Origin of the sequence: Austwickia sp. TVS 96-490-7B, from assembly GCF_019331795.1 — a bacterium.
Classification (GTDB): Bacteria; Actinomycetota; Actinomycetes; order Actinomycetales; family Dermatophilaceae; genus Austwickia.
Map to the genome: position 1 here is coordinate 43,043 of NZ_JAHPZL010000001.1, position 26,552 is coordinate 69,594.

The 26,552-nt window shown below is 63.0% G+C and carries 21 protein-coding genes and 1 tRNA gene; 3 read left to right on the top strand and 19 right to left on the bottom strand.

Annotated features, from left to right (window positions below; genetic code table 11):
* The first annotated feature begins 22 nt into the window (after nucleotides 1-22).
* Entirely contained in the window at nucleotides 23-916 is an 894-nt protein-coding gene (mshD, locus tag KEM60_RS00215) for a mycothiol synthase (RefSeq protein WP_255574071.1), read from the top strand.
* Nucleotides 917-976: 60 nt separating this feature from the next.
* Here mshD and KEM60_RS00220 read toward each other — a convergent pair whose 3' ends face one another.
* Both KEM60_RS00220 and KEM60_RS00225 read right to left on the bottom strand, forming a co-directional pair.
* Nucleotides 977-2,302, bottom strand: a complete 1,326-nt coding sequence (locus KEM60_RS00220) for an MFS transporter (protein WP_219105502.1) — start codon at nucleotides 2,300-2,302, stop codon at nucleotides 977-979.
* Between the two features lies 1 nt (nucleotide 2,303).
* Complete coding sequence (locus KEM60_RS00225; protein WP_219105503.1) at nucleotides 2,304-2,936, bottom strand: winged helix-turn-helix domain-containing protein; 633 nt, start codon at nucleotides 2,934-2,936, stop codon at nucleotides 2,304-2,306.
* A gap of 411 nt (nucleotides 2,937-3,347) precedes the next feature.
* On the opposite strand from KEM60_RS00225, the gene KEM60_RS00230 reads away from it, so the two are divergent.
* Nucleotides 3,348-5,660: an RNA degradosome polyphosphate kinase gene (locus tag KEM60_RS00230; protein ID WP_219105504.1), complete on the top strand. Its 2,313-nt coding sequence runs from the start codon at nucleotides 3,348-3,350 to the stop codon at nucleotides 5,658-5,660.
* 115 nt (nucleotides 5,661-5,775) lie between these two features.
* On the opposite strand, the gene KEM60_RS00235 is transcribed toward KEM60_RS00230, so the two are convergent.
* The 13 genes from KEM60_RS00235 to ilvA all read right to left on the bottom strand — a co-directional run bounded on the left by KEM60_RS00235 (nucleotide 5,776) and on the right by ilvA (nucleotide 22,390).
* Entirely contained in the window at nucleotides 5,776-6,618 is an 843-nt protein-coding gene (locus tag KEM60_RS00235; protein WP_219105505.1) for a trypsin-like peptidase domain-containing protein, read from the bottom strand.
* Between the two features lie 349 nt (nucleotides 6,619-6,967).
* A complete protein-coding gene (locus KEM60_RS00240; RefSeq protein WP_219105506.1) occupies nucleotides 6,968-7,228 on the bottom strand; it encodes a hypothetical protein in 261 nt (86 codons plus the stop codon).
* A 191-nt stretch (nucleotides 7,229-7,419) separates the two neighbouring features.
* Complete coding sequence (gene pstB, locus KEM60_RS00245; RefSeq protein ID WP_219105507.1) at nucleotides 7,420-8,196, bottom strand: phosphate ABC transporter ATP-binding protein PstB; 777 nt, start codon at nucleotides 8,194-8,196, stop codon at nucleotides 7,420-7,422.
* A 99-nt stretch (nucleotides 8,197-8,295) separates the two neighbouring features.
* Entirely contained in the window at nucleotides 8,296-9,204 is a 909-nt protein-coding gene (gene pstA / locus KEM60_RS00250) for a phosphate ABC transporter permease PstA (RefSeq protein WP_219105508.1), read from the bottom strand.
* Complete coding sequence (gene pstC / locus KEM60_RS00255; RefSeq protein ID WP_255574072.1) at nucleotides 9,201-10,220, bottom strand: phosphate ABC transporter permease subunit PstC; 1,020 nt, start codon at nucleotides 10,218-10,220, stop codon at nucleotides 9,201-9,203. Before pstC ends, pstA begins: the two co-directional genes overlap by 4 nt.
* Nucleotides 10,221-10,369: 149 nt before the next feature.
* Entirely contained in the window at nucleotides 10,370-11,479 is a 1,110-nt protein-coding gene (gene pstS, locus KEM60_RS00260) for a phosphate ABC transporter substrate-binding protein PstS (protein ID WP_255574073.1), read from the bottom strand.
* A 228-nt stretch (nucleotides 11,480-11,707) separates the two neighbouring features.
* The gene (locus KEM60_RS00265) at nucleotides 11,708-12,412 is read right to left on the bottom strand and encodes a hypothetical protein (protein ID WP_255574074.1); all 705 of its coding nucleotides are present in this window, start codon (nucleotides 12,410-12,412) and stop codon (nucleotides 11,708-11,710) included.
* Nucleotides 12,413-12,436: 24 nt separating this feature from the next.
* The gene (gene treZ, locus KEM60_RS00270; RefSeq protein ID WP_255574075.1) at nucleotides 12,437-14,332 is read right to left on the bottom strand and encodes a malto-oligosyltrehalose trehalohydrolase; all 1,896 of its coding nucleotides are present in this window, start codon (nucleotides 14,330-14,332) and stop codon (nucleotides 12,437-12,439) included.
* Nucleotides 14,333-14,393: 61 nt separating this feature from the next.
* Entirely contained in the window at nucleotides 14,394-16,901 is a 2,508-nt protein-coding gene (gene treY, locus KEM60_RS00275; RefSeq protein WP_219105510.1) for a malto-oligosyltrehalose synthase, read from the bottom strand.
* Between the two features lie 90 nt (nucleotides 16,902-16,991).
* Nucleotides 16,992-17,531 (bottom strand): hypothetical protein, encoded by a 540-nt coding sequence (locus KEM60_RS00280; RefSeq protein ID WP_219105511.1) that lies wholly within the window; start codon nucleotides 17,529-17,531, stop codon nucleotides 16,992-16,994.
* A gap of 103 nt (nucleotides 17,532-17,634) precedes the next feature.
* Nucleotides 17,635-20,214 carry an RNA helicase gene (locus tag KEM60_RS00285; protein ID WP_219105512.1) on the bottom strand — a complete coding sequence of 860 codons (2,580 nt, stop codon included), beginning with the start codon at nucleotides 20,212-20,214 and terminating at the stop codon, nucleotides 17,635-17,637.
* A gap of 4 nt (nucleotides 20,215-20,218) precedes the next feature.
* Nucleotides 20,219-21,073: a formyltetrahydrofolate deformylase gene (gene purU / locus KEM60_RS00290; protein WP_219105513.1), complete on the bottom strand. Its 855-nt coding sequence runs from the start codon at nucleotides 21,071-21,073 to the stop codon at nucleotides 20,219-20,221.
* Nucleotides 21,074-21,130: 57 nt separating this feature from the next.
* Nucleotides 21,131-22,390 carry a threonine ammonia-lyase IlvA gene (gene ilvA, locus KEM60_RS00295; protein WP_219105514.1) on the bottom strand — a complete coding sequence of 420 codons (1,260 nt, stop codon included), beginning with the start codon at nucleotides 22,388-22,390 and terminating at the stop codon, nucleotides 21,131-21,133.
* Nucleotides 22,391-22,611: 221 nt separating this feature from the next.
* Here ilvA and KEM60_RS00300 point away from each other — a divergent pair.
* Nucleotides 22,612-22,687 (top strand) — tRNA-Lys (locus KEM60_RS00300).
* Between the two features lie 648 nt (nucleotides 22,688-23,335).
* On the opposite strand, the gene KEM60_RS00305 is transcribed toward KEM60_RS00300, so the two are convergent.
* Genes KEM60_RS00305 through KEM60_RS00320 form a run of 4 tightly spaced genes read right to left on the bottom strand, consistent with a single transcriptional unit; the run spans nucleotide 23,336 to nucleotide 25,937 of the window.
* Nucleotides 23,336-23,794, bottom strand: a complete 459-nt coding sequence (locus KEM60_RS00305; RefSeq protein WP_219105515.1) for a hypothetical protein — start codon at nucleotides 23,792-23,794, stop codon at nucleotides 23,336-23,338.
* Between the two features lie 12 nt (nucleotides 23,795-23,806).
* Nucleotides 23,807-25,339: a DNA/RNA non-specific endonuclease gene (locus tag KEM60_RS00310; RefSeq protein WP_219105516.1), complete on the bottom strand. Its 1,533-nt coding sequence runs from the start codon at nucleotides 25,337-25,339 to the stop codon at nucleotides 23,807-23,809.
* Nucleotides 25,339-25,626: a WXG100 family type VII secretion target gene (locus KEM60_RS00315; RefSeq protein WP_219105517.1), complete on the bottom strand. Its 288-nt coding sequence runs from the start codon at nucleotides 25,624-25,626 to the stop codon at nucleotides 25,339-25,341. The genes KEM60_RS00310 and KEM60_RS00315 overlap by 1 nt, the downstream gene beginning before the upstream one ends.
* Nucleotides 25,611-25,937 carry a WXG100 family type VII secretion target gene (locus KEM60_RS00320; RefSeq protein ID WP_219105518.1) on the bottom strand — a complete coding sequence of 109 codons (327 nt, stop codon included), beginning with the start codon at nucleotides 25,935-25,937 and terminating at the stop codon, nucleotides 25,611-25,613. Before KEM60_RS00320 ends, KEM60_RS00315 begins: the two co-directional genes overlap by 16 nt.
* Nucleotides 25,938-26,552: the final 615 nt, after the last annotated feature.

Here is a 26,552-nt window from a genome sequence, read left to right on the forward strand (position 1 = left end):
ATGCAATGGCGATATGTGGGTGGTGGAAGAGAACAGACCTGACGACATCGACGCTGCCGCGATCGATGCCCTCGCGGCAGCGGCAACCCGCGCCGACGGGGTCGCGCCGATCTCCGAGCAGGGACTGCTCAACGTGCACGCCAGCCCCCAGGACGGGGTGCGCCACCTGACGGCATACACCACGTCCTCAGAGGGCGACATCCCCTCGCTGGCTGGATACGCCCAGATCGACGCGCGCCCCGGTGGGGAGCCCGCAGCGGAACTCGTCGTCAACCCCGCCGTACGCCGGCAAGGGCTGGGTCACGAACTGACCACTCAGGTGCTGCAGCGGTGCCCAGCCGCTCGGATCTGGTCGCACGGCATGCTCCCCGGCAGCCAGGAAATCGCAGACACCCACGCCCTGGTGGCAGTACGTGACCTGTGGCGGATGTCCCGACCGCTGCATGGCATTGACGACCGTGAACCCACCTGGCCGCCCGGGCACCGAGTGACGACGTACACCCCGGAAGACGGCCCCGACTGGGTTGCCCTGAACGCTCGATCGTTCGCCCACCACGGCGAGCAGGGCCGGATGAGCTTGGATGACCTGCGCACCCGAGAGCGCGAACCATGGTTTGACCCGGCAGGGTTCTTCCTGGTCCGAGACGCCGAGAATCGTGTGGTCGCCTTCCACTGGACCAAAGTCGAGGACGGCATCGGGGAGGTGTACGTCGTCGGAGTCGACCCCGACCGGCAGGGCCTGGGGCTAGGCAAAGCTGTCACCGCCGTGGGGTTGTCGCATCTGCGTGCTCGTGGCCTGGACACCGTCGAGTTGTACGTCGACGGGGACAATATCGCTGCCATCCGCACATATCAGAAGCTCGGATTTATCCGGGTGGGCCAGGATGTTCAATGGGCGGCCGCAATGCCACGATAGGGGTCATGGCGCGCTCGCAGAAAGCTCACCCTGCTCCTGCTGATGGGCTTGATGAATGTGTCAGGCTGGGCGCGGCGCAACGTTGTCCGTGCGTTCTCCGCCGTCGCTGGCCTCGCAGGGACGATGGCTTATTGCGCGGAAGGAAGGCCGGATTAGCGGCGCGAGAGTAGCGGCGAGGTAGACCGTCCCCAATGTGGTGAGGGCGGCACTCAGGCCCAGACAGCCGAGCAGCTTCGCACCGAGGAATCCCCCGAAGGGCATCAGCATCCATGCCGTAGCTGTCATGAGGGAGCTAACCCGGCTGACTGCCGAGGTCGGGGTGCGCTCAAACTGGACAGCCGAGATGATCGGGTTGAGCACGCCAGAGCCGATGCCAGCGATAGCGAGCACGGTCAGGATGACCGGCAAGTCAAGGTCCAGAGCGAAGACCAGATACCGGGGCAGTCCGGCGATGAGGTAACCCGCCGAATAGGTCGCCAGACGGGGCATCCGGGGGCCGAGTCCCGCCGCGGCCAGCGACCCGATGATCGCGGCCCCGGTCATGGTGCCGAGGATGGTGCCGACCGTGTCTGAGCCGTATTGGTGATGCACCGCCCAGACGGGTACGAGGACAGCGATCCATGCTTGGTCGATCATGTTGGTCACGGCCGTCATCATCGCGATCGCACGCAAGACGGGCTCTCGTCGGACGAAGGACCCACCGTCTGCGAGATCCCGGACGTACGAGCGTAGCCCGGCAGCTGGGCCCTTGCTAGTCTCGGCAATGCCGGGGGCGGCGATAGACGGTCGCACGACAAGCGCCAGAAGAGCTGCCGACCCGGCAAACCCCACAGCGGTGACGACAATCGCGCCTGGGCCTCCCATGGCGGCGATGAGCCACCCACCGCCCGCTACGGCGGCGCTACTGGCAAGCCGCTCGGTGGTGCCGGCGATGCCGGTGACTCGCTCCATGGGCTGCTGGGCCACGTGTGCCACGTCCGGAACGAGTGCATACTTGGCGGCATCTGCGGGCCCGCGTAGTGTGCCCAAAGTTGCGGCCAAGAAGAGTAGCGTGGCGGCGCTGAGGTGCTGTGTCGCGTGCAATGCCGGGATGCAGAATGCGGTCAGTGAGCTAGCTGTATCAAGCCAGGGGGCCGCTCGAGCAGGGCCGACTCTGTCGAGGACCGGCCCGGCCAAGGCCTTCGTGACCACCATAGGGGCAAGTTGTGCCATGACAACCGCCCCTGTTTGTTCTGCTGACCCGGTGGTCGTCAAGACGAACCAGGGTATGGCGAGAGACGCGATACGGCTGCCCACCACGGACACGATGTCGGCGGCGGCCCACGCTGCAAAAACATGACGTCCACCGGGCGTGCGTGGCAGGCCGGTCGACTGCTGGAGGTCCATCTCAGTCACCTCGGACGGCGTCACCAGCGGACCTGGTCGGGTCATCGGCGTCCGTGCGGTATGGGATGCGGCCGGGGCGCGGAAACACGTGGAACTGAAACATGACCTGCTCAATACCGTCCCCGGAGGCTGCACCGTTCTCGGGTTCCTCCTCGGCAGCGTGCATCGCATCGGTGAGCAAATCCGAAATCTGGATCACGAGCTCTCGAGCCTGCTTCGAGGAGAGTCGCATCAACCAGTCGCTATGCGTCGATGCGCGCTTCCACGCGTCAGGCAGCTCATCAAATTCCTCGGCCCCCTGCTGCAGGGTCTGCGTGTGACGGATGACAACCGACTGCAAGAAGGCGCCCGCTGCTGGCGACGTGTTGTCCTCGAGCCGGGTGGAGCGGTGGGCCGCCCGCCACCAGCGCTCCCGACCGGTCCCCAACTCTGGCGCTTCCGTGACATACCCGTGTGAGGCGAGTTGGCGCAGGTGATAGCTCGTCGCTCCGGTATTGAGGCCCAGCTGGCCCGCCAGCATCGTGGCGGTCTGCGGGCCGTCGCTACGAAGGAGCCCGAGCATCTTCAACCGGGTGGGGTGGGCAAGCCCCCTTAGTTGCTCGGGGGTCGGGGCATGTCCACTGGACGACTCCATGGCGCCACGATACCGCTTGCAGAGATTTGTTTGCAAACAAAGGTTTGCAAACATGCCTGACTCGCCCCCCGAGGTCACCTCGTCTTGAAGGCCGTCGATCGAGACCATTCCTGCACTCGAGCACAACCGCCGCACGCGTCGATGCGATCCGACTCGCTGATGAGGCACTTTGCCAGACATGCGGCGCTCGGCGAGGCAAACCAGAGACACGGCAGCTCACAGCGAGGCGACCACCGCGCCTACCGTGTCATCAACGGTGGGCAGCCAGGCCCGCGGACACGACGTACTGATCCCCAACCCATCTCAACTCAAGCAATCGGATCTTGACCATCACAACCCCGGTCAGAAGCTCGGATTTATCCGGGTGGGCCAGGATGTTCAATGGGCGGCCACAATGCCACGATAGGGGTCATGGCGCGCTCGCAGAAAGCTCACCCTGCTCCTGCCGATGAAGCCACTTTGGCTCCGACGGCGATCTCCAGTGCGGTACCTGATCCTTGTGAGGGACAAGAAACCTCGCATGTGGAGACCGCATTAACCGCAGCTCCGGTGCCGCCCCGGCCGCGGGGCGCCAATGGGCGTTTTGTGCGTTTGCCCGAGCAGGAGCGCCAATCCGGTGAGGATGGGGCGCTGCCGGACGAACGTTTCCTGGATCGGGAGATCTCGTGGTTGCAGTTCAACGAGCGGGTGTTGCAGCTGGCAATGGATCCCGACTTGTATTTGCTGGAGCGGGCCCGGTTCTTGTCGATTTTTGCCAGCAACCTGGACGAGTTCTTCATGGTGCGGGTCGCTGGGCTGAAACGCCGGATTGCCACTGGGTTGGCGGTGCGTTCGGCGTCAGGTTTGGAGCCGCGGGAGATGCTTGATCGGATCCTGGTGGGGGCGCGGAAACTGTCGGAGACCCAGGCGCGGGTGTTCGCCGAGGAGATACAGCCGGCGCTGGCCGAGGAGGGCATTGTCCTGGGCCGGTGGATCGACGTGTCCGATGAGGAGCGGGCGTCGTTGTCGGCGTGGTTCGAGTCCCAGGTCTTCCCGGTGTTGACGCCGCTAGCGGTGGATCCAGCGCATCCGTTCCCTTACATCTCTGGGTTGTCGCTGAACCTGGCGGTGACGTTGACAGACCCCAAGACGGGTAGTGAACATTTCGCCCGGGTGAAGGTGCCGCCGTTGTTGCCACGGCTGGTGCGGGTGGAGTCTCAAGACGGTCAGGAGGATCTGTACGGCGCCCGGTTTGTGGCGTTGGAGGAGATCATCGCGGCGCACTTGGATTTGTTGTTCCCAGGGATGAACGTGCAGGAGCATTTCACGTTTCGGGTGACACGCAACGAGGATTTGGAGGTGGAGGAAGACGACGCGGAGAACTTGCTGACAGCCTTAGAGCGAGAGTTGATCCGTCGTCGGTTTGGCCCGCCGGTGCGCTTGGAAGTCGACACTGACATCGACGATCACGTGTTGCACATGTTGACGCGCGAGATGCAGATCGGGCCGAAGGAAGTCTTCCGGTTGCCATCGCCGTTGGATTTGCGGTGCTTGGGGGATGTCGCAGATCTGGATCGGACCGAGTTGAAGTATCCAGGGTTCGTGCCGCGGACCCATCCGGATCTTGCCCGGGTCGAGTCCAGCAAGGCTGCCAACATCATGGCGGCGGTGCGAGCCAAAGATGTGTTGGTACAGCATCCGTACGACAGTTTTTCCACGTCAGTGCAGGCCTTTGTGGAGCAGGCCGCTGCCGATCCGAAGGTGCTGGCCATCAAACAGACGTTGTACCGCACTAGTGGTGACTCTCCGATCGTGGATGCGCTAATCGATGCTGCTGAGTCCGGCAAACAGGTGTTGGCGGTCGTGGAGATCAAGGCCCGTTTTGATGAGCAAAACAACATTGAGTGGGCTCGCAAGCTCGAACACGCCGGGGTTCATGTGGTGTATGGCGTGGTGGGTTTGAAAACGCATTGCAAGCTGTCCTTGGTGGTGCGTCAAGAAAGTGATGGTCTTCGCCGGTACTGCCATGTCGGGACCGGTAATTACCATCCGAAGACTGCACGGTTATATGAGGATTTCGGGTTGTTCACCTGCGCACCAGACGTGGGCGAGGACCTGACCCGCCTGTTTAACCAGCTGTCGGGGTGGGCACCGCGCAGTAGGTTTTCCCGACTACTGGTAGCGCCGAGGTCATTGCGGTCTGGTTTGCTGGAGAAAATTGAAGAGCAGATCGCTCGGGCGGGAGCTGGCAAGAGCGCCTACATCGGGCTGAAGGTCAATTCGATCGTCGATGAGCGGATCATCGACGCGTTGTACCGTGCTTCGCAGGCCGGGGTGGATGTGGAGGTGTTGGTCCGAGGGATCTGCGCCTTGCGTCCCGGCATCCCGGGCTTGTCTGAACGGATTCGGGTGCGGTCGGTGCTGGGTCGGTTCCTGGAGCACAGTCGGATATTTGCGTTCGGCCGTCAGGGCCGGGACGGAGTGTTTCTCGGCAGCGCCGACATGATGCATCGCAATCTGGACCGGCGGGTGGAGGCGTTAGTAGAGGTGCGCGATCCAGGCCATGTGGAGCAGCTGGTATGGGTCATCGCGACGGGGATGAGCGATGAGATCTCCAGTTGGCATCTGGACGGTTCCGGACGATGGACGCGTCGGCATCGGGACGCGCAGGGGGCACCGTTGACGGATCTGCAGTCTGTGCTGATCGAGGAGCACTCACATCGTCGTCAGCAACGGACCCGGTAACACGAGCTTGATCCTGCCCTCCTGGCCGTTGGGGAGGTACGGCGAGGGCGCGACACCTAGGTGGTACCGCGCCCTTGCCGGATATAGTGCCGCAGCGGCGGCTTAGAGGGGATAGTCAGGAGCGGCGTACGCCCTCACCCGCGCCGAACAGCTGACAGCCTTCCATGTTGAGGTCAAACCGGCCACGGTCGAAGCAGGTCGTCACAGTGTAGGTCTGGGTGCCATAGCCCTGACGATGACGGACGGTGATCTCACCGTTTTCATCGACCTCGCACGGGTTATTCATCGTGCACTGCTCGCCATCCTCGTTCATCGTGTTGTTGATCGCGATGACGGTGCCTGTGCGGGCATCCACGACCGGCGATCCGCTGGTCCCGGGCTTGGTGTCACACCCGGATGAGCTGTAACGCACGGCGTCAGTCCACTCGTAACCGGCTTCCCGCAGGGTCGGCACGAAGCCGTTGATCTTGCAGGTGTAGTTCTTGCGCCAGTAGCCGGACGGGATCTTGATGGCCGTCCCGTCGGCGGGATGGGCCGTGCTGATCGGGCGAGCGTTGATCCCGCTGCGCTTGAGCTGGGCGTAGGTCTTAGTGGACCGGTAGAGACTGACATCGTTGCCGGTCATGGTGGCGTAGACGATCCGGTCGAGGTCCATGCGGGCGACTCGTTCGCCCGTGTCGCCAGCCAGGATAGAGACGGTCTGGGTCACCGGCTCGTCGAGGATGAAGGTCCCCGGTTCTGGCATCCCAGCTTTGCGGCAGTGGCCGTTACTGAGAACCAAGGCACGGTCCTGATCTGAGGCGCCGGGGAAACGCACGATCGAACCAGAACAATTACCCATGTTGATGGTGGCGTCGAAGTCTTTGAAGGTGGGGGCAGCATCTGCTGCCGGCATTCCTGCCAGTCCGATCCCACAGGCCATGGTCAATGCCAGGAAGGGGCGGGTGATCTTCTTCATGAACAGTCTCCTTCGACTGGGGAGGTCGCTGCAGTGTCATGACGACATGGCGATCGGGGCAGGCAGAAGCCCAGGAACGATCACCACTGGCGGTGATCCGTGACAGGGATGCGGATCGCCCTCAATGTAGCCCCGCAGTTGATCGAAAAACCGTGTAAGAGAATTCAATTCATGGCAAAAAATAGGTATCTGGAAGATGGAGGGTCGAGGGCGAGGGCGCCTGCGTGGACCACTGAGATCGCGCCATCCGACACGCCTGGGTATACCCCCGGGTTGGGCGCCTGGCGGTTTCACCCGTTACCGTGGTGATGCGCCGGGCCGCGGTAGCCCCGGGTCCCAACATACGCCGCTACGAGCGGCCGCGCGCCGAGAGGCGCTCCCGGTCCGGCGCCTCAATCTCCGGGGCGAGCACACAGCCAGAGACCCGATGCCCCACCAGATCCCGCACCGCGCGATGCCGAGATCGCCGAGCCGGACCAACCCACCCACAGTGGGCACATCGGCCATGGGCAAACGATCCTCGGTCAATGCAACACACCAGGGCGTCGAGCATGACCTCGTTGTGGAAGGAGACCCGTGCTGGATGAGGACCACCCCTGTCATCACACACGGGTCGCATCACCTTCCTCTTGACGCTGAACACAGGCCTGAAGGCCATGTGACCTCCCGAAACTCGCGGAGAGGACGACCACGGTGGCTTCATCATGGCACGGGGTTGCTGCCGCACCGGGAGATACCGGACGACTACTTCATCCCATGAAGCAGCCGGATGCCCCGGCCGCCGCAGCGTCTCCGCACGGCTCAGCCGAAACGACCGGAGATGTAGTCCTCGGTAGCTCGCTGGGTCGGGTTGCTGAAGATCTTGTGGGTGTCACCAATCTCAATTAATCGGCCCGGTTGACCGGTCGCCGCGAGGTTGAAAAACGCCGTACGGTCACTGACCCGAGCTGCCTGCTGCATGTTGTGAGTGACGATGACGATGGTGTAACGCTCTTTGATCTCGTTGATCAGGTCCTCGATGGCCAACGTCGAGATCGGGTCGAGCGCGGAGCATGGCTCGTCCATCAGCAGCACCTCGGGAGAGACGGCAATAGCGCGTGCAATGCACAGCCGTTGCTGCTGTCCACCGGAGAGTCCGGCACCAGGACGGTCGAGGCGATCCTTCACCTCGTTCCACAGGTTCGCGCCGCGCAGCGATTTTTCCACGACCTCAGCTAACAGCTTGCGATGGCGCACTCCGTTGAGGCGGAGTCCAGCGGCGACGTTGTCGAAGATCGACATCGTCGGGAAGGGGTTGGGTCGCTGGAAAACCATCCCGACGGTACGTCGTACCGCCACGGGATCGACGTCTGGAGCGTAGAGGTCCTTGCCATCCAAGGTGATCTCCCCTTCGACCCGACCACCGGGAATCACTTCGTGCAACCGGTTGAGGGTGCGCAGCATCGTGGACTTGCCACATCCGGACGGACCGATGAACGCGGTGACCGACCGGGGCTCAATCGTCATGGTGACGCCCTCCACCGCGGTGAAACTGCCGTAGAACACGGAAACGTCGTTCACGTCGATGCGCTTGGCCATGGGTTCCTCAGTTAATCGTGGTGACGGACGGGACGGATCTGCCGGTCCGGGGCGTGGCAGGACTGCTGCGTACGACGGCCCCGACTGGTGCTGCAAGGCTCACCGTTTCACCGCGCCCCACCGACCGATAGCACGACCGATCACGTTGAGCAGCAGAATCAGCAGAATCAAGGTCAACGCAGCCGCCCACAGCCGGGCAGCGGTCGCTTCCAAGGCGATGTTCTGCCGGTCGAAGGCGATCATCGTCGGCAACGTCGCCATGTTGCCGTCAAACAGGTCCAGGTTGAAGTTCTTGGTGTACGGCCCCAAGATCAGCAGAGGCGCGGTCTCCCCCATCACTCGGGCCAGACCGAGCAGGGCACCGGTGATGATCCCGGAGGCGGCAGTGCGCAGCACCACTCGGATCACTGTCACCCAGGTCGGCACTCCCAGGGCGTACGACGCCTCCCGCAGCTCTTGCGGGACAAGTTTGAGCATTTCCTCAGTGGAACGAGTGACCGTGGGGATCATCAACAGCACCAAAGCCAGGACCACGGCAAAACCGACCCGCCCAAAACCAAATAGCCCCACCCACAGTGAATAGATGAAGAGGGCCGCCACGATGGATGGAACGCCGGTGAGGATGTCGACGGTGAAACTGATCACTCGCGCCAACGGTCCGCGACCGTATTCAACGAGATAAACGGCGGTCAGCACCCCGATCGGCAAAGCGATGAGGGCGGTGACTGCGCCTTGGAGCAAGGTGCCTTGCACCGCATGCCATGCTCCGCCACCGGCGACGTCGGCCAACATGCCCCGCTGGTTTTGCGACCACCACTGCGAGGTGGCGACCACGGAGATGCCTTTGGTGAAGACCGTCCCAATGATGGAGATCAGCGGGACCAGCGCGATCCCGAAGGCTGACCAGACCACCACGGTAGCCAGGACGTTACGGGCCCGCCGACTGCCACCCACGCCCACCCAGGCCTCACCTTGCCCTGATCCATTGCTCTTGGTGGTCGAAGTCATGCGGCGAAGGCCTTCCTGCGGTCGATGACGAGCCGAGCGAGTGCATTGACCACAAAGGTCAACACGAAAAGGACCAGACCGGCGGCAATATACGCCCCAGTCTTTGTCGGGTCGTTGAACTCGGCGGCGTTATTGGCGATCTTCGATGCGAAGGTCTCGCCACCGTTAAATAACGACCAGCTCCACGCCGACCCGACAGGCAACGAGGAGACCAAGAAGGTCACCGCGATCGTCTCACCGAGGGCACGACCCAGGCCGAGCATTGCCGCGCTCATCACGCCCGGTCGACCGTAGGGCAGGACCGCCACTCGGATCATCTCCCACCGGGTCGCTCCCAACGCCAAGGCACCTTCGATATGGGAGGGCGGGACCTGGGCGAAGACTTCACGAGACAGCGCTGTGACGATCGGCAGGATCATAATTGCCAGCACCAGACCAATGAGCAGGAGTGTTCCGCCGGTGATCCCGGCGTTGGCACAGAGCGGGAAGCCCCCCGCATGGGTCTGCAACCAGGTCTGAATCGGCGTAAACAGGGGAATGACCGTGGCGAGACCCCAGAGCCCGTAGACAACGGAGGGGATCGCGGCGAGCAAGTCAATCAGGGTGCTTCCTGGTCCGCGGAGCCACCGGGGCGCGTAATGGGTCAGGAAAAGCGCGATCGCCACCCCGAAAGGTACGGCGACAGCCATGGCGACAGTGGCGGACACCACGGTCGCCCAGATCAGGTCAAGAACACCGAAACGCAGCGGGGTGCCGTCGATCTGCCATTCCCGTGAGGTGAGGAAATCCACCGAGTTGGCTTGGAGCGCTGGCCAAGCTTGCGCTGCTAGGAACGCTCCAAGCATGGTGACCACCAAGGCCACCCCCACTCCAGCTCCCCAGGTTGACCAGGCCAAGATCCGGTCGCCGGTGTGTCCCAGACCAACCACCGTGATGCCGCTAGCGGGTTCGCCTTCTGCTGGTTCCTGCTGTCCGGCGTCCTCGTTCGGGGCCGGTGGGCTGTTGTGCCGTGTCACCCATTCCTCCGTCGTCCGCGATTCACCCGGCGGCCCCACGCCGCCTCCCCTGCACCATCATCGTCCTCCCGTCATCTACTGGACGGGGTGGATGCACGGTATCCCGGGCCGGTGTCCCTGTGGGGCCGACCCGGGATACCGGTCTGCGGTCAGGACACCGCAGCGATCGTGGAAGCGACTTTCTCCCGGACCTGCGAGGGCAATGGGGCATATCCCTTGGCTTGCATAGCCTGTTGGGTCAGGGGGTCCGCCATGAACGACATGAGCGATTTCACTTTGGCGCCCTTCGCCTGGTCGGTGTATTTGCTGCAGATCAGTTCGTAGGTGACCAGCACAATTGGGTAGGCCCCTTCAGCCTTGGTGGTGTAATCCAGTTTGAGGGCCAGATCCTTGCCTTCACCGACTTGGTGGGCTGCCGCCACAGCCCGTCCCGCAGATTCAGCGGTCAACGGCACTGCTGTCCCACTACCGGTAGAGATCGCTGCGGTGGACAACGAGTTCTGGGAGGCGTAGGACCATTCGAGATAGCCGATGCCGCCGTCCTGGCCCTTGACGGCCTGGGCGACACCAGCGCTGCCCTGTTTGCCTTCGCCGACCGCCCCGGTCCATTTCTTCGCCGGGGCATGTGGCCAGTCGGTCGGAGCGGCAGCGTGCAAATACTTGGTGAGGTTGTCGGTGGTGCCGGAGTCATCGGAACGGAAAAACACCTTGACCGGAGTACTCGGCAAATCCACCCCAGGATTGAGCGTGGCGATCTGCGGGTCATTCCAGCTGGTGATGCGACCGCTGAGGAGCTTGGCGACCGTGGGCGCGTCGAGAGCCACCTTCGGTAAACCCTTGACGTTGAAAGCCACTGCGATCGGGCCGACCACCATCGGCAGGTCAATGGCTTCGGAGCCGCACATCTTGTCTGCCTTGGCTTTTTCCTCGGTGGTCAACGCAGAGTCAGTGCCCCCAAAGTCCACCTGACCTGCGGTGAATTGCTTGATCCCGCTGCCAGATCCGGAGGGGTTGTAGGAGATGTTTGCGTCGGCACACTTCCGGCTGTACTGCGAGATCGCCACTTCGATGGCGTTCTTCTGGGCTGAGGAGCCTTCCCCCGTGAGGTTCCCGCTGAAGCAATTCGCGGTCGCTGAGGACCCCGAACCGGTGTCGGAGGCGGTACCTGCCGCCGGTGTCGCGTCGCTGCCGCATCCGCTGAGGGCCAGTGCCCCCACCAGTACGACGCCGAACGCCCATGACCTGCGCTGCGTCTTCACGTGTTTTGTACCTCTCCCCGGTCGTCGGGGGCAGCCGGGGCCCGGCCACCCGTCGGTGTTCGCACGACGCCCACCGGTCAGCACGCTAGGAAGGGCGGGTGACCCCCGGCCATGCACACCATGAACAGCGAGTGAACAAGACACGCACGTGTGGTAGGTGCCATTCGACCACTGCATGACCAGCAGATGAACTGCGCCGCAGTGAGGTTGCCGCCGTACCAGGCACGCTCAGCTCAGGTCACCTCGACGCCAGGACGCCGCTGAACGCTGCAAATCCTCTCCCATCGTCTGGATCGCTGCCGCAGACCACGCCTGCCGATCGACCTGTGTCCACCCAGGACCACGCGCCGCAGAGACCACAGTCGTCGGCCCCGGTTCTTCCCGAGAAGCACGCCCCGCAGCGACCACCACACAAAATGCGGCAGCCCGCTCCAATGCCAACGCGAGATCTCCGTCGTACACCCCTCGGAGGATCTCGTCGGCAAGTTCACGCACCTGTGGCGGGCCGGGCGTCCCCGGCAACACCGACCCGCCCGATCCCGCCACCCCAGCGATGACCGCCGCGACATCGGCGTGACCAATTCCGTCCTCAAAATCGCGTCCCGCCCCCGCCGGATCCCGACGTACCCACTCGCGCAGCAGATAGAGACGCCATAACGCCCCTGGCAGGCTCCGGCCCGGCCGGTCCGACCACAGCTCAGCCACGGTATCCAACCCGATCTCCTCAACCAGGCGGACCAACCTGTCGGTGAGTTCCGGATCCTGCGCTGCCCGACCGGTGTGCACCAGCACCGCCGCTGTCTCATGGGCGACCTCAGTGATCACGGCTGGGTCCAGACGTTCCACGCCGAACCCTTCCCAAGCAGCATGATCGAGATACACCGGTCGCCGATGCATCCGCCGGGCCGGTCGCTCATCCACCCGCAACACCACCGACGGCCATCCTGAGCACACCCGTCATGAGGCGCTGCTCGGTCCGACGATGACCACCCCATCAGGAGCCAACGTGACCAGCCCCTCCTCGGTCAACGTGACAGTCGGGTCAGTCGCCAAGAGCACCACCATGCCTCGGGTCGACTCCATCTCAAGGTCCGCGTCAACGCTGTGCGCACCCAGGTTCACCGCCACCCGGTGCCGACCCCGATGGACTACGACGAGACCACTGTCCTCGTCATGGCGCACCTGCACCGCCGACAAGTCATCGGCACGCAAATCAGCCCGGGAGCGACGCAACGCGATCAACGCGCGATACCACCGCAGCAAGACCCGATGCTCCCCCTCATCGACCTCACCCCAATCCAGGATCGACCGTCCCCTCGTCACCGGGTCCTGCGGATCCGGGACTCGGTCAGGATCCCATCCATGCGTCGCGAACTCACGCCGCCGCCCCTGACTGACCGCATCCGCCAGAGCAGGGTCCACATGATCGGTGAAGTACTGCCAGGGCGTACTCGCCCCCCACTCCTCCCCCATAAACACCATCGGCGTATACGGCCCAGTCAGCAACAACGCTGCGCCACACTGCAACCGACGCGTCGACAAGGTCTCCGAGAGACGGTCCCCGACGCACCGGTTACCGATCTGATCGTGGTTTTGCAAAAACACCACAAAACGAGACCCCGGTACGCCGGGTGGGACCGGCCGGCCATGACGACGACCGCGGAAACTAGACCAGGTGTCGGCGTGGAAGAACGGGGTACGCAGCACCTCCGCCAACGCCCCCGGCGCTGCGAAATCGGCGTAATACCCTTGCTTTTCACCGGTCAACGCGACATGCAAACCATGGTGGACGTCGTCAGCCCACTGCCCATCCAGACCCACTCCGCCCTGCTCGGTCGAGATCACCGTCCGCGGATCGTTGCGATCGCTCTCTGCGACCACCCACACCGGACGCCCCAGCTCGGCACGCAGCGCCCTGACCTGAGCTGACACCTCCTCCAACAAGGTCACCGCTCGCTCATCATGTAACTCATGGACAGCGTCCAGACGCAGGCCGTCCACGTGAAAATCACGCAACCACGACACTGCGTTGTCCACGATGAACTCCCGCACCGCATCAGAGTCCGGACCGTCCAGGTTCAACGCCTGACCCCACGGCGTTTCGTGCCGATCAGTGAAATAGGGGCCGTAGGTGTGCAACACCGCACCGTCAGGGCCCAGATGGTTGTACACCACGTCCAAACACACCCCCAGACCACGCCGATGAGCCGCATCGACGAACCGTTGCAAACCAGCAGGTCCGCCGTACGGCTCATGCACCGCCCACGGCGCCACCCCGTCGTACCCCCAGCCGTGCCGTCCGGGAAACGCCGCGACCGGCATCAGCTCAATGACGTCCACTCCCAGGTCCACCAAGTGATCCAACCGAGTGATCGCCGCATCGAAGGTGCCCTCAGCGGTGAACGTCCCCACATGCATCTCGTATAAAACACTGCCAGCCAACTCGACCCCAGCCCAGTCCTGATCTGTCCAATCACACAGGTGCGGATCGAACACCTCCCCCAGAGCGTGCGGGCCGTCAGGGAGTCGACGAGTCCGCGGCCCCGGCCGGACCGGACCGGAATCGAGACTGTACCCATATCGGCACCCCGGCTCCACCACCGTCTGGGCACACCACCACCCCTGACCCACCGGGGTCATCGGTCGAGCATCCCCGTCGACAATCAAATCCACACGATGCTGCGCCAACGGCGCCCACACCAACGTTTCGTCCGGGCTCACCGCCACCGGCACCCGCGTTTCTTGCTCCGGGACGATCCCCAACGCCTCAGAATCGTCCCCAACCGGTACGTCGACCTCCCCAGGAGGTGACATCGGATCAGGTTCGGTCAAGTTGTCACGCGACATCGTCATGGGGTCCTCGATCAGGGGCACATCGGGCAGGGATAGCGGCGCTCGCCGGGCGGTGACGAGATCAACGGGACACGAGCACCGCCACCGGGAGCTCGGCCAACACCGCAGCGACCCGGGTCGGGCCACCGTCCACGGCTCGACCGGTCAACACATCGTGCCACCGCCCCTCAGGGAGGTCCACGCTCTGGTCGCCCCAGCCGCCACGTGCCGCTAACCGTGCCGGTGCCCGCGTGACGAGAGTCAGCAGAGAAGATGATCCGCTCAGACCTAGCGCCCCAGCAAGCCGACCAACGGCGCCGCCTCGACTCGACCGGATAAACCCGAGCAGGTGCTCCCCAGCAGACTCAATCGGGAGGTAGTCCCCGTGCAGAAACACCTGAGGGTCTTCCCGCCGCAGCCGAGACAGCCGGGATGTCACCCATAGTTTTTCCAGGTCAAGGGCCTCCCCGAGTAACCTGTCGCGCGGCTCGGTGCCCGTGCGCGCTGCCCGGATCGCCTCCCAGGGCTGTTCGTTCAGTCGGGTCAGGAGCTGCCGCCGACGGTCATAGTCAACGGGCCGCCGGTTGTCCGGGTCCACCAAAGACAGGTCGACGATCTCACAGCCCTGATAACAGTCAGGGACTCCAGGCAAGGTGAGCTGCAGTGTCTTGGCAGCCAACACAGTAGCTCGCACCGCCTCTGCATGCCGGTCCAGCGCGGCGTCGATCGCATCATGCAACCGGCCGTCGTGCCGGACCTGAGCCACGAATTCCAGGACGCGGCGTTCATAGTCTTCATCGCCATCCACCCAGGCCGTGTGCTCTTTGGCTTCCCGCAAGGCCTTGAGTAGGTAGTCATCGAGCCGGTCCGGAGCGACATAGCCCACCCCGAGTAGCGTCTGCCAGATCAGATGAGCAGTCGCTGCATCCACCCCGGCTTCAGCTGCCTGCTCCCGCGCAATCCGGGAGCATTCCTCCCACGCCGCGGGATCACCTGCCACCGCCAGCAAACGGGCTCGGACGTCTTCGCTGCGTTTGGTGTCATGGGTCGACAGGGTGGTCATCCCCTGCGGCCACTCCGCTACCTGATGGGCGGCCCAAGTGTGCAGCTCCTCGACCCCGCCACCGTCCAGTGCTGACGGGTCACCACCCACCTCATTAAGGGCGACGAGGCGATGCCATCGGTAAAAGGTGGTGTCCTCAATGCCTTTGGCCATCACCGGCCCCCACGTCTGTTGCAGACGCACCGAAAAATCCCACGCATTGGGGTCGTCATCGTCAGCGACGGTCAACGGCATCAACGCCCGCAATTGCGGCTCCAAGTCCGCTCGAGCAGCGAGCGCGGTGGCGAAGGCGTGGCTGAGGCGTTCCCGGGCCTGGGGGCTGAGGCGTTCGTCGGGTCTGATGTAGGCCCGGTAGACCTCTCCGGCGATGAGGAGTTCGATGATCGCTTCGCGGAGCAGGTCTGGTTCTTGGTGGGGCAGTGCTTCTCTGGCGCGGCGGACGAGTCGTTCGACCTCAGGGGTGAGGGATTGGGCGACGACTTGCCGTTTTGCGGCGGTAGTGGCTTCTTCCAGGGTGGCGTCGCCGCCGGCGGCGGTCCATTGGTCGGTGACGGTGTCGGCGGTGGCGGGGTCGACGAGGGCGGCGTCAATGACTCGCAGGGCGTCGTACCCGGTGGTGCCGTCACAGGGCCAGCTGTGTGGCAGTCGTTCTCGGCCTTCGAGGATCTTCTCGACGACGAGATAGGTGCCGCGGGTCGCGGCGCGGCGGAGCTGGTTGAGGTATCCGGCGGGGTCGGCGAGACCATCGGGGTGGTCGATGCGGAATCCGTCGATGAGTCCGGCGTGGTTGAGTTCCAGGAGAAGCCGGTGGGTGGCGTCGAAGACTTCGGGGAGTTCAACGCGGACGGCGATCAGACCGTCGACTTCGAAGAAGCGCCGGTAGTTGAGGGTGTCGTCTTTTTCTCGCCAGTGAGCGAGTCGGTAGTGCTGCCGGTCTAGGAGGGCACGGATCGTGGCTGGTTCGGTGTCGCCGGGGGTGGCTCCGCCTTCGGTGCCTACGGACACTGGCAGGACATGGTCGGCGTAGCGCAGGACCGTGATGTCGTGGCCGGTGGTCGGGTCGGGGATACGGTCTACGCCGATATCTCCCCGGGTGAGGAGGTCGTCGAGGTCGTCGCCGAGGATCGGTAGTCCCAGTCGTCCTCCACCGGCTTTCCAGTCGATGTCGAACCAGTCGGCGGTGGCGGCGTCGCGGCCGTCGCGCAGGACTTGCCACAGCGGGAGGTTGCTGCTTTGTGGGGCGACGAAGGCCATGTGGTTGGGGACGACGTCGACGATGATGCCGAGGCCGTGGTCTGTGGCGGTGGCAGCTAGCGTCTCGAATCCGCTCCGGCCTCCCAGGTCGTCGCTGATCCGGGTGTGGTCGATGACGTCGTAGCCGTGCATCGACCCGGGGACGGCTTGCAGGATCGGGGACAGGTAAAGGTGGCTGACGCCGAGGTCGGCCAGGTAGGGCACGACGGTGGTGGCGTCGGCAAAACCGAAGTCGCGGTGCAGTTGGAGGCGATAGGTTCCGGTGACCGGCATGGGATGTGACGCTCCTGGACGAAGGGGTTCCCCCGCCAGTGTGTCAGGGTGGGGGAACCTGCGCCCATCGGGGCCAGCCGGGGACGTCGATCAGTTGGTTGATGCGCTCTGCGGGGCGATCTCGGCGATGTCCCACACGAATTCCACGGCGGGGATGTCACCGGTCGCGGAGGGTCGTTCCACACCGGTACGACGTGCGCCGGTCGCTTCGAGGTAGCGGATGACGCGTGGCCGGTCGGCGAGGGTGTCGGTGTAGACGCGTGCGATTCCTTCGGCGACGAGCAATCGGAAGAACTCGTCGATGAGTGGGCGGGACACTGTCAACCATTCGCTGTCATCCGCGGTCAGGTCGATGAAGGATTCCCGGAGGTAGGCGATGCGTTCGCCGTCCTCTTCGACGAACACCGTGGCCATCGCCAGCCAGCGGTCCTCGGAGAGGATCGCCATGGTGCGTCCTTCACCGGCGTCTCCGACCATGCGGCGGCGCCATTCCTGCTCGGGCCAGGCCTCTGGGGATTCACCACCGGGAACGGTGTATTCGTCAGGCCGGTGGTGGAACATGCGCAGCCACAGGTCGCGGTAGAGACGCCAGTCGTCCGAGGTTGCATGAACAAGTCGTGCGGGGGACATGGTGGCGACACTACCTGTCCGTGGCGGGTCCACGGTGGGATGACGCACCCGGCCGGAGACCTTTTTTCGAGGTGGTGCGGGGGCCGGTCGGTGGCGTAGTTCCTCAGGCGCGGGCCAGGTCGGTGACACGTAGCACCAGTTCGCCGGCTTCGTCGCTGGCGGCCAGGTCCACTTCGGCGTAAATCCGCCAGTCGTGGTCGCCTTCTGGGTCGTCGAGGATCTGTTCGACCAGCCAGAATCCGGGTTCGCTGTCGGTGTCGATGCGCAGGAGGGCGGGGCCGCGGGCATCCGGGCCGATCCCGATGAGGTCGTCCACGTCGTACGTCGGATAGTCCTGGGCGAATTCGTCGGTGGCTTGCTCCCACTCGTGGATCTCCAGGGGGTCCCCACCGGCACCACGGGTGGCGGTCTCGGCGTCGAGGGCTGCCAGGTCGGCGTACCGGCCGAGGGCGAGGAGTTCGACTCGCCGCCACATCGCTGAACGCACCAGCACCCGGAAAGCGCGGGTGTTGGCGGTGAGCGGGCGGGTCCCGGCGGACATGACGTCGCCGGGGCGGATGGGGGTGTCGTCGTCTCGGTCGGGGTCGGTGAGGGCTTCCCATTCGTCGATGAGGGAAGAGTCGGTCTGTCGGACCAGTTCCCCGAGCCAGGCGATGACGTCTTCGAGGTCGTCCGTTTTGGCGCTGTCCGGGATGGTTTGGCGCAACGCCCGGTAGGCGTCGGTGAGGTAGCGCAGCACCAGTCCTTCGCTGCGTTGCATCTGGTAGAAGGCGACGTACTCCCCGAAAGTCATCGCTCGTTCGAAGAGGTCACGTACCACTGATTTGGGTGACAGGTCGTCTTCGGACAGCCACGGGTGGGTCTGTCGGTAGGTGGTGAATGCCCCGGTGAGGAGATCTCGCAGCGGTTGTGGCCAGGTGACCTCTTCCAAGAGTTCCATGCGTTCTTCGTATTCGATGCCGTCGGCTTTCATCTCGGCGACGGCTTCGCCTCGGGCAGCGAACTGTTGGGAGTAGAGCAACGCCCGCGGGTCGTCGAGCGTCGATTCGACGATGGACACCATGTCCATCGCGTAGTCGGGGCTCTCTGGGTCGAGTAGGTCGAAGGCGGCGAGCGCGAAGGTCGACAGCGGTTGGTTGAGGGCGAAGTGGCGTTGGAGGTCGACGACGACTTGGAGGGTGCGGCCGGTGTCGTCGGGGGTGTCGAGCCGTTCGACGACGCCGGCGTCGAGCAGGGAGCGCAGGATTTGGATGGCGTGGCGTTGCAGCCGTGCTTGTTGGCGGGGTGTTTCGTGGTTGTCGGTGAGCATGCGCCGCATCGCCCGGACCGGGTCACCGGGGCGGTGGATGACGTTGAGAATCATCGCGTGGTTGACGCGCATTCGGGAGACCAACGGTTCGGGGGTGGCACCGACGAGTCTTTCGAAGGTGTCTTCGCCGTAGTTGACGAATCCCTCGGGGGGTTTTTTGCGTTGGATTTTGCGTTGTTTTTTGACGTCGTCGCCCGCTTTGAGGAGGGCTTTGTGGTTTTCGACGACATGGTCGGGGGCTTGGACGACCACTGATCCGCTGGTGTCGAATCCGGCTCGGCCAGCTCGGCCAGCGATCTGGTGGAATTCACGGACTTTGAGCAGGCGTTGCCGGGAGCCGTCGTACTTGCTGAGGCCGGTGAGGACGACGGTGCGGATGGGCACGTTGATGCCGACGCCGAGGGTGTCGGTGCCACAGATGACTTTGAGGAGCCCGGCTTGGGCGAGGGTTTCCACGAGGCGGCGATATTTGGGGAGCATTCCCGCGTGGTGCACCCCGATGCCGTGTTTGACGAGGCGGGATAGTTGTTGGCCGAATCCTTTGCCGAAGCGGAAACCACCGAGCATCTCCAGGATCGCGTCTTTCTCGGCGCGGTTGGTGACGTTCAGGCTCATCAAGGCTTGGGCGCGTTCCAGCGCGGCAGCTTGGGTGAAATGCACGACGTACGCCGGAGTCTGACGAGTGGCGACGAGTTCTTCGAGAGTTTCGTGCAGGGGGGTCAGCGCGTAGGAGAAGCTGAGTGGGACCGGTCGAGGTGCGTTCGCGACGAGGGCGGTGTCTCTGCCGGTACGGCGGGTGAGGTCGTCCTGGAACATTCGCACGTCCCCGAGGGTGGCGCTCATCAGGAGGAATTGTGCTTGGGGTAGCTCGAGTAGGGGCACCTGCCAGGCCCAGCCACGGTCGGGTTCGGAGTAGAAGTGGAATTCGTCCATGACGACGGTGTCGACGGGCAGGTCGTGACCTTCGCGCAGAGCGAGGTTGGCGAGGATCTCCGCGGTGCAGCAGATGATCGGCGCGTCGGCGTTGACGGAGGCGTCGCCGGTGACCATGCCGACGTTGGCGGCGCCAAATTGATCGCAGAGGTCGAAGAACTTTTCGCTGACCAACGCTTTGATGGGTGCGGTGTAGTAGCTGCGACGTTGCTCTTCGGCGTATCTGGCGAGACTGAAGTAGTGGGCGCCAGCCGCGACCAGGCTCTTCCCGGATCCGGTGGGGGTGGCCAGGATGACGTTGTTGCCGGTGACCAGTTCGAGGAGGGCTTCTTCTTGGTGCGGGTAGGGGGTGATCCCCCGGGAGATGACGCCGTCGAGGTAGGCGGTGTAGAGCTCGTCGGGGTCGGTGGTGGGCGGTGGCAGGTGGGTGGGGGTGGCCACGACGTCAGGCGGGGAAGACGATGGTGGTGGCGCCGCGCATCATGACCCGGTCCTCGATGTGGGCGCGTACCGCTGAGGCCAGGACTCGCCGTTCGATGTCTCGGCCTTTGCGGATCAAGCGTTCTGGCTCGTCACGGTGGGTGACGGCTTCGACATCTTGGGCGATGATCGGGCCTTCGTCGAGGTCAGCGGTGACATAGTGTGCGGTCGCTCCGATGAGTTTCACGCCACGTTCGTAAGCCTGGTGGTAGGGCTTGGCGCCTTTGAAGCCGGGCAGGAAGCTGTGGTGGATGTTGATGCAGCGTCCGGCGAGGGCGTCGACGAGGTCAGCTGACAGAATCTGCATGTAGCGCGCCAGGACGACCAGGTCGACGTGTTCGTCGTGGACGATTTTCAGGATGTGGGCTTCCTGCTCGGCTTTGGTGTCTTTGCTGACCGGAAGGTGATGGAAGGGCACATCGCCGAGGTCGCCGTACGTGTTGCGCGGGTGGTTGCTGATGACACCGACGACGTCCATCGCTAGTTCACCGATACGGACCCGGTAGAGCAGGTCGACGAGGCAGTGGTCTTCTTTGGAGGCGAGCAGCAGCACTCGGGCGCGACGGTCGGCGCTGCGGAGGCGCCAATCGGCGCCGAGGGAAGCCAGGACGGGAGTCAGCGCGGCCCGGAAACCGTCCTCACCGAGGTCTGCCCGCTCGGGGGTGAAGGTGATGCGCGCGAAGAACCGGCCTGAGCGGCGGTCGTCGAACTGCTGCCCGTCGGTGATGTCGCAACCCAGTTGGGTGAGGGTGGTGGTGACGGCGGCGACGATGCCGGGGTGGTTCTCGCAGGAGAAGGTGAGGATGTACGACGCTGTCACGGTGGTGCTTTCGGTGTTGGGGCCTGCGCGGGGCAGACGTGGACGTGGTGGTGCAGGTCAGACCAGGAACCGGTAGAAGGGGCTGTCGGCGGGGATCTGTTCGACGACCATACGTGATGTGGCCATGCGGGCGAGTAGTCCGTCGAGGTCGTGGGGGTCGCCTAGTTCGATACCGACCAGGGCGGGGCCGGTTTCTCGGTTGGAGCGTTTGACGTATTCGAACAGGGCGATGTCGTCGTCTGGGCCGAGGACGTCTTCGACGAATCGGCGGAGCGCGCCGGGTTCTTGGGGGAAGTTCACCAGGAAGTAGTGTTTGCGGCCTTCAGCGACGAGGGATCGTTCGAGCACTTCGGCGTATCGGGAGATGTCGTTGTTGCCGCCGGAGAGGACCACGACCACGTCGCTGCCGGGGGCAGGGTCGAGTTGGTCGAGGAGGGCCGCGCTGGCGAGGGCCCCCGCAGGTTCAGCGATGATCCCGTCGGTTTGGTAAAGCTCCAGCATTTCGGTGCAGATCCGGCCTTCGTCGACGGCGACGAGGGGGACCTGGTGGTGCTGACAGATCCGGTGGGTGAGGTCGCCGACTCGTCGGACGGCGGCGCCGTCAACGAACGTGTCGAGGGTGGGCAGGGTGACGGGGGCGGTGGCGGTCATGGCGGCACGCATGGAGGCAGCTCCGGCTGGTTCGGCACCCATGACCGCGGTGGCTGGGTGCCGAGCGGCCAGCCAGGTGACGCAGCCTGCGATCATGCCGCCGCCGCCGACGGGAAGGACGATCTGATCTGGGTGGTGTCCGAGCTGGTGGACGACCTCTACGGCGAGGGTGCCTTGACCTGCGATCGTCGCGGCGTGATCGAAAGCGGGGACGATCACTGCCCCGGTACGCCCGGCATCTTCGTGGCAGGCGGCAGCAGCGTCATCGTAAGTGTCTCCGCCGACGACGAGTTCGACGTGGCCTTGGCCGAGTACGGCGATCCGGTCTCGTTTTTGCCGTGGGGTGGTGCGAGGCAGGTAGATACGGGCGTGGAGATCGAGGCGGGCGCACGCGTAGGCGACGCCTTGGGCATGGTTGCCCGCTGAAGCGCAGACCACGCCACGTTGCCGATCGTTGGCATCAAGTTGCGCGATGAGGTTGTAGGCGCCTCGGATTTTGTAGCTCCGGACGGGTTGCAGGTCTTCTCGTTTGACCCAAATGTTGGCGCCAGTGCGGGTGGACAGCCGGTCGCTGCGAATCAGCGGGGTCTCGCGGACGACGCTGCGCAGCCTGACGTACGCCGCTTCGATATCGAGCGCGGTAGGCAGGGGCTGCGACGGGCTCATCGTGCCAGTATCGCCCGTACCGCCCAGCTTTCGGGATGTCAGTCTCGATGAGTGAACGCGGCGCCGGGAGAGGTGAGTCGCATTGTGAAGGTGGGTCATGCGAGGACGATGTGCGCGCAGCCCCATCGAGCAGTTACGCTGTTCCCCACCTACACATCGTTCTTGGGTGGCGATCGCTGCTGCCCTGATGCGTAGGGACTCGCGGCCGCCCTGACCGCGAGGGGCCTTTAGCTCAGTTGGCAGAGCAGCGGACTTTTAATCCGAAGCGCGCGGGTTCGAGCCCCGCAGGGCCCACCATTAACGTCATTGTTTTCTTCAGGTAGAGCTCCGACCGGTGTTGATCACGGTCGGAGTTTTTTGTCGATGGCTGGGTTGCCGATGCCGTGGCGCTCGCCAAGGGTGGGCGATCCCATCCAAATGCCTACGGGGAATCGTCTCTTGGAGCGGTTCGCGCCGATCTATTCGACCCGTCAACGGGCTCTGACCAGGGCTGCCCGTGGACCGAGGCGGTTTCTCGCTGAAGGTCATCTGCGGGGAGGACAACAAGACCGAGAGGGCTAACGATCCTGCCGACCGTGCGCGGATGCCAGGAACATCGCCAGGCGGTAGACATGGTCATGGTCGCTGACATCGGGACGCTCTCGTCAATACATCAACAAGGAGTTTCAGGTCACCGGGTTGCGGCTCATTGAAGCTTCGTTGCGGATATCCAAGACCGCACCACCATCCCCGCGTATGCGCCACCCGAAGAAAAAAAGCGGATCCACGAGCACGCAGCCTGCGCCAAAGCACTATGGCAATTGAGTCAAGTCAGGCGGATGCGCCTAATGCCTCATGAATAACGCCTTAACATCCAAAAGTCAAAAGACTGTCACTTATCATTCGCGAGTCACATCACGGTGGCCTCGGTCTAGAGAAACAACCGTGATGTGGCTACATGCCAGCTTAACGAGTAGCTAAGAACTCATTCCACGACTGCTCAGTATATTTGCCACGCACTGGATGCCAGTCCGGAATCAAAGCCCACGGCCGCGGATACTCTTCCATATCTACCACATATTCAATGTCATCCGGATGGGCATCCCAAAGTGTTGATTTATTGTCCCAGTTGAATGTGAAATTAACTTCGTCTGTCAACTTATTTAGATCGACATCAAGACTTAACCATGCACCTTGCTCGGGGTCATACATATCTTTCCGAAGTTGCCTAGCAAAAGCAATAGCTTCGAAAATTTCCTTGACACTATCCTCCTTGGAGTCAAGCCAAAATTGAATACAACCGATATTAATTCTTTTCAAATCAGCCATGTGAAAGTTTGCAATGTCCCAAGCGTATCCCTCAAGTAGTCTTACAAGGATATTAACTAATTCATTTTGACGCTCGGCGAGTTCATTAATTTTCATCAGTTTCTCCATCTATGAGTTGTTGATAGTACTGGAAATGAATTTCCCGTTTCCAATTTTATATCTAACCGAAATCATGTCCGGTCTAGTGCTGAGCGGGTTATTATAGTGAGGTGTCACATCAACCTCCACCTGCTGTGGAGGCGGCCCCTTAATAGCTTTCCTCCAAATATCCTCCAATTTTCCATACTCGCGCGGATTGATTCTATTGACAGAATCTTTCATCGCCAAGTAGTTGATATCTTCAGCCCCACCACCGAACTGTCTCCCAAAGATATGACCTCCATCATCATGGGGCTTGCGGTAAGCACCCCCTGCTCGAAGTTGGGCAGCCGGATCGCGTGGCCCATTTTTAACAATTTTACTGAGCGTGGCCTTAGCCTTGACTATCCGACCATTGACTCCTGTCTCGTAAATGAATTGACCGCCATTGACTTCGTATCGCGTGAAGGGCTTGATGTGCCGCAAGTCGGCATTCCATGCTCCTTTGACCCCAAACGTGGCCCTGACGATATTCCGTTGAACACCGAATAGCGGGATCCCTACGTACACATTCCTGAAGTCAGGAGGTACGATACGCAGGTTAGCGACCCGTTGCGACAGTGATATTACCGGAGCACCGATTTTGGTGGCCGCAGCAGCGAGTCTGGTTCTCACCAGCTGGCCCACCCGTTCCAGGGCGAGAATGATCAATACAATTTTATCAAGAACTGCGGCCAGCCGCGCGCCTTCCACTCCTTGAGCAGCCAGTTCAGCGATACCCAGCGTGAACATACCGGCAAGCGCTCCGATGGCCTCAATCGCAGCGGTCTCGATCAAAAACTGAACTCCAGCCGCGATGAGCGCTTCGTGTGCTTTCTCGATAGCCTGAGCAAAATCGTCACAGCTACTGGCGACCTCGCGGCAGGATGCTGCAAGCTCTGTCATATCCCCGGTCGTGTCAGTTAACGACTTCACCGCTGGTTCGACTTCAGGGCTGGTGTTGCTCTTGATATGGGTGATCGACTTGTTGAATTCTGTCTGCACCTGGAGATACGAATCGGCAAGCTGACGCCACAGTGTGGCTGCCGCACGTAATTTAGCCGTGTCAGCGTTGGGCCAGACCACCCCGGATAACCATCTGCTCGCCACCTCCCACCACGCAGGCGGCGCAGTGCCCCCACCGAAAGCTGAAGGCGGCAGCGCTACACACTGTGTGACCCCAGGGAGCTCTGGGAGATTCTGTTGCACGTCAGAGGTGGGGTGACTTGCCAAATCCGCATTTTCATGAATTGCTTCAGTTGCTTTCGCCAACGCAGCAAGGCCTGCGGTCATCGCGGCGGCATTATGTGTCCCCATGATCAGGTCACGAGCAGTGGCGTCATAAGCCTTGGCCCAGTCTTCACCCACCGGGAAAGTTCCAGCCATGCCTTGACATGCTCTGAGGCCGATCACAGTCTGGACCAGAGCATTTTTCAGCGTCGTTGCCCCAGCATCCAAGCATTCACCTGCATGGCGATATGCGCCGTGATGAACTTCACGGACAGGTGATGTGAATATTCCCATCAGACCTGCCACATCGAAGCGGCATTTTTCCCTGCGGTGGTGTAGTTATCGCTGGCCTCCATCATGGCCCGACGCATCTGCTCAAGACCATCTCGCATCTGTTGCAGCCCCTCCAGCCATGCAGCGTGATCCGCCGCAGCAGCTGTCCCAGCAGCTCCCTGCCAGTGTTCCCCAACGAGTCGAGCTGCTCTCTTCACATCCCCTTCAACAGCTTCCAAAGAAGCCAGGTGCCGACTCACCTCACGAATCGTCAATTCGAGCACATCAAGGTTCACCCGGTAGGCCATGACAGTCCTCCCCCAGCGGAATGAATGCCCTGTTGGCTTCGTGCGTCTACATCTGCGTAATCAGCGCGAGCAGCCTCACACTGTTTGCTGAGGTCAGACAAAGCCTTGCGGGCTTTCGTCGCACCTTGAAGCCACTCGCGAAACGCCTTCTCGTACGCCGTGGCAGCAGCACTAGACCACTCTTTGGCCACAGCATCGACAGCCCCGGACAACCTGGACTGTTCGCGATCTAACTCCTCGGCGGCAACGCGAAGAGTGCTAGCGACACGAGCCAGCTCATCCACATTGACCTGAAACATCGCCCCAGACACACCATGAACATAACAGGCCCCACCGACACCACACACCCCATAGCTGTACCTCAGTCAGCGCCCCATGACGATGATGGCGTGCCCCGCGGCAGCACCCGCACCACGAGATCGTCCCAGGAGGGCTCTCGGGGGACCTGGCAGACCTCGATCGCGATGACGCCGCGCCGGGCCGCGCTGCGCTCTCGGGAGGCCTCGACCCGGCAGGCGTCCGAGCACCAGATCGGGGGACGTCCCCACCCGCAGGTGGGGACGGGGTCCCCGCAGCGAGGGCAGGGGCGGGGATCGTCACCGTCATGGCACCCATCCTGGTTTTATTGGCAACGAAAAAACGCCCTGGCGGAGCAAGCTATCCGATCAGGTGCCCTGATCGTTCCGGCCCCGCTGGGCGCGGGCTGGAGGCGGCCCCACGAGTGCCCTGGTCACGAGCATCGCGAACGATGTTCGCGCAGAAGCGGCCCGTAATGCATGAGGTGTGTCGGAGTCGGGAGGTGCGAAAACCGCGATCGACGGGCACGTCGATCGCGGCCGCGTAGGCGCGTCTGGTGGCCCAGGGGGAGACGGTGACGGTGTGGCGGCCGCACAGGAGGCCGCCACAGACTCCGCCGCGACCTGCAT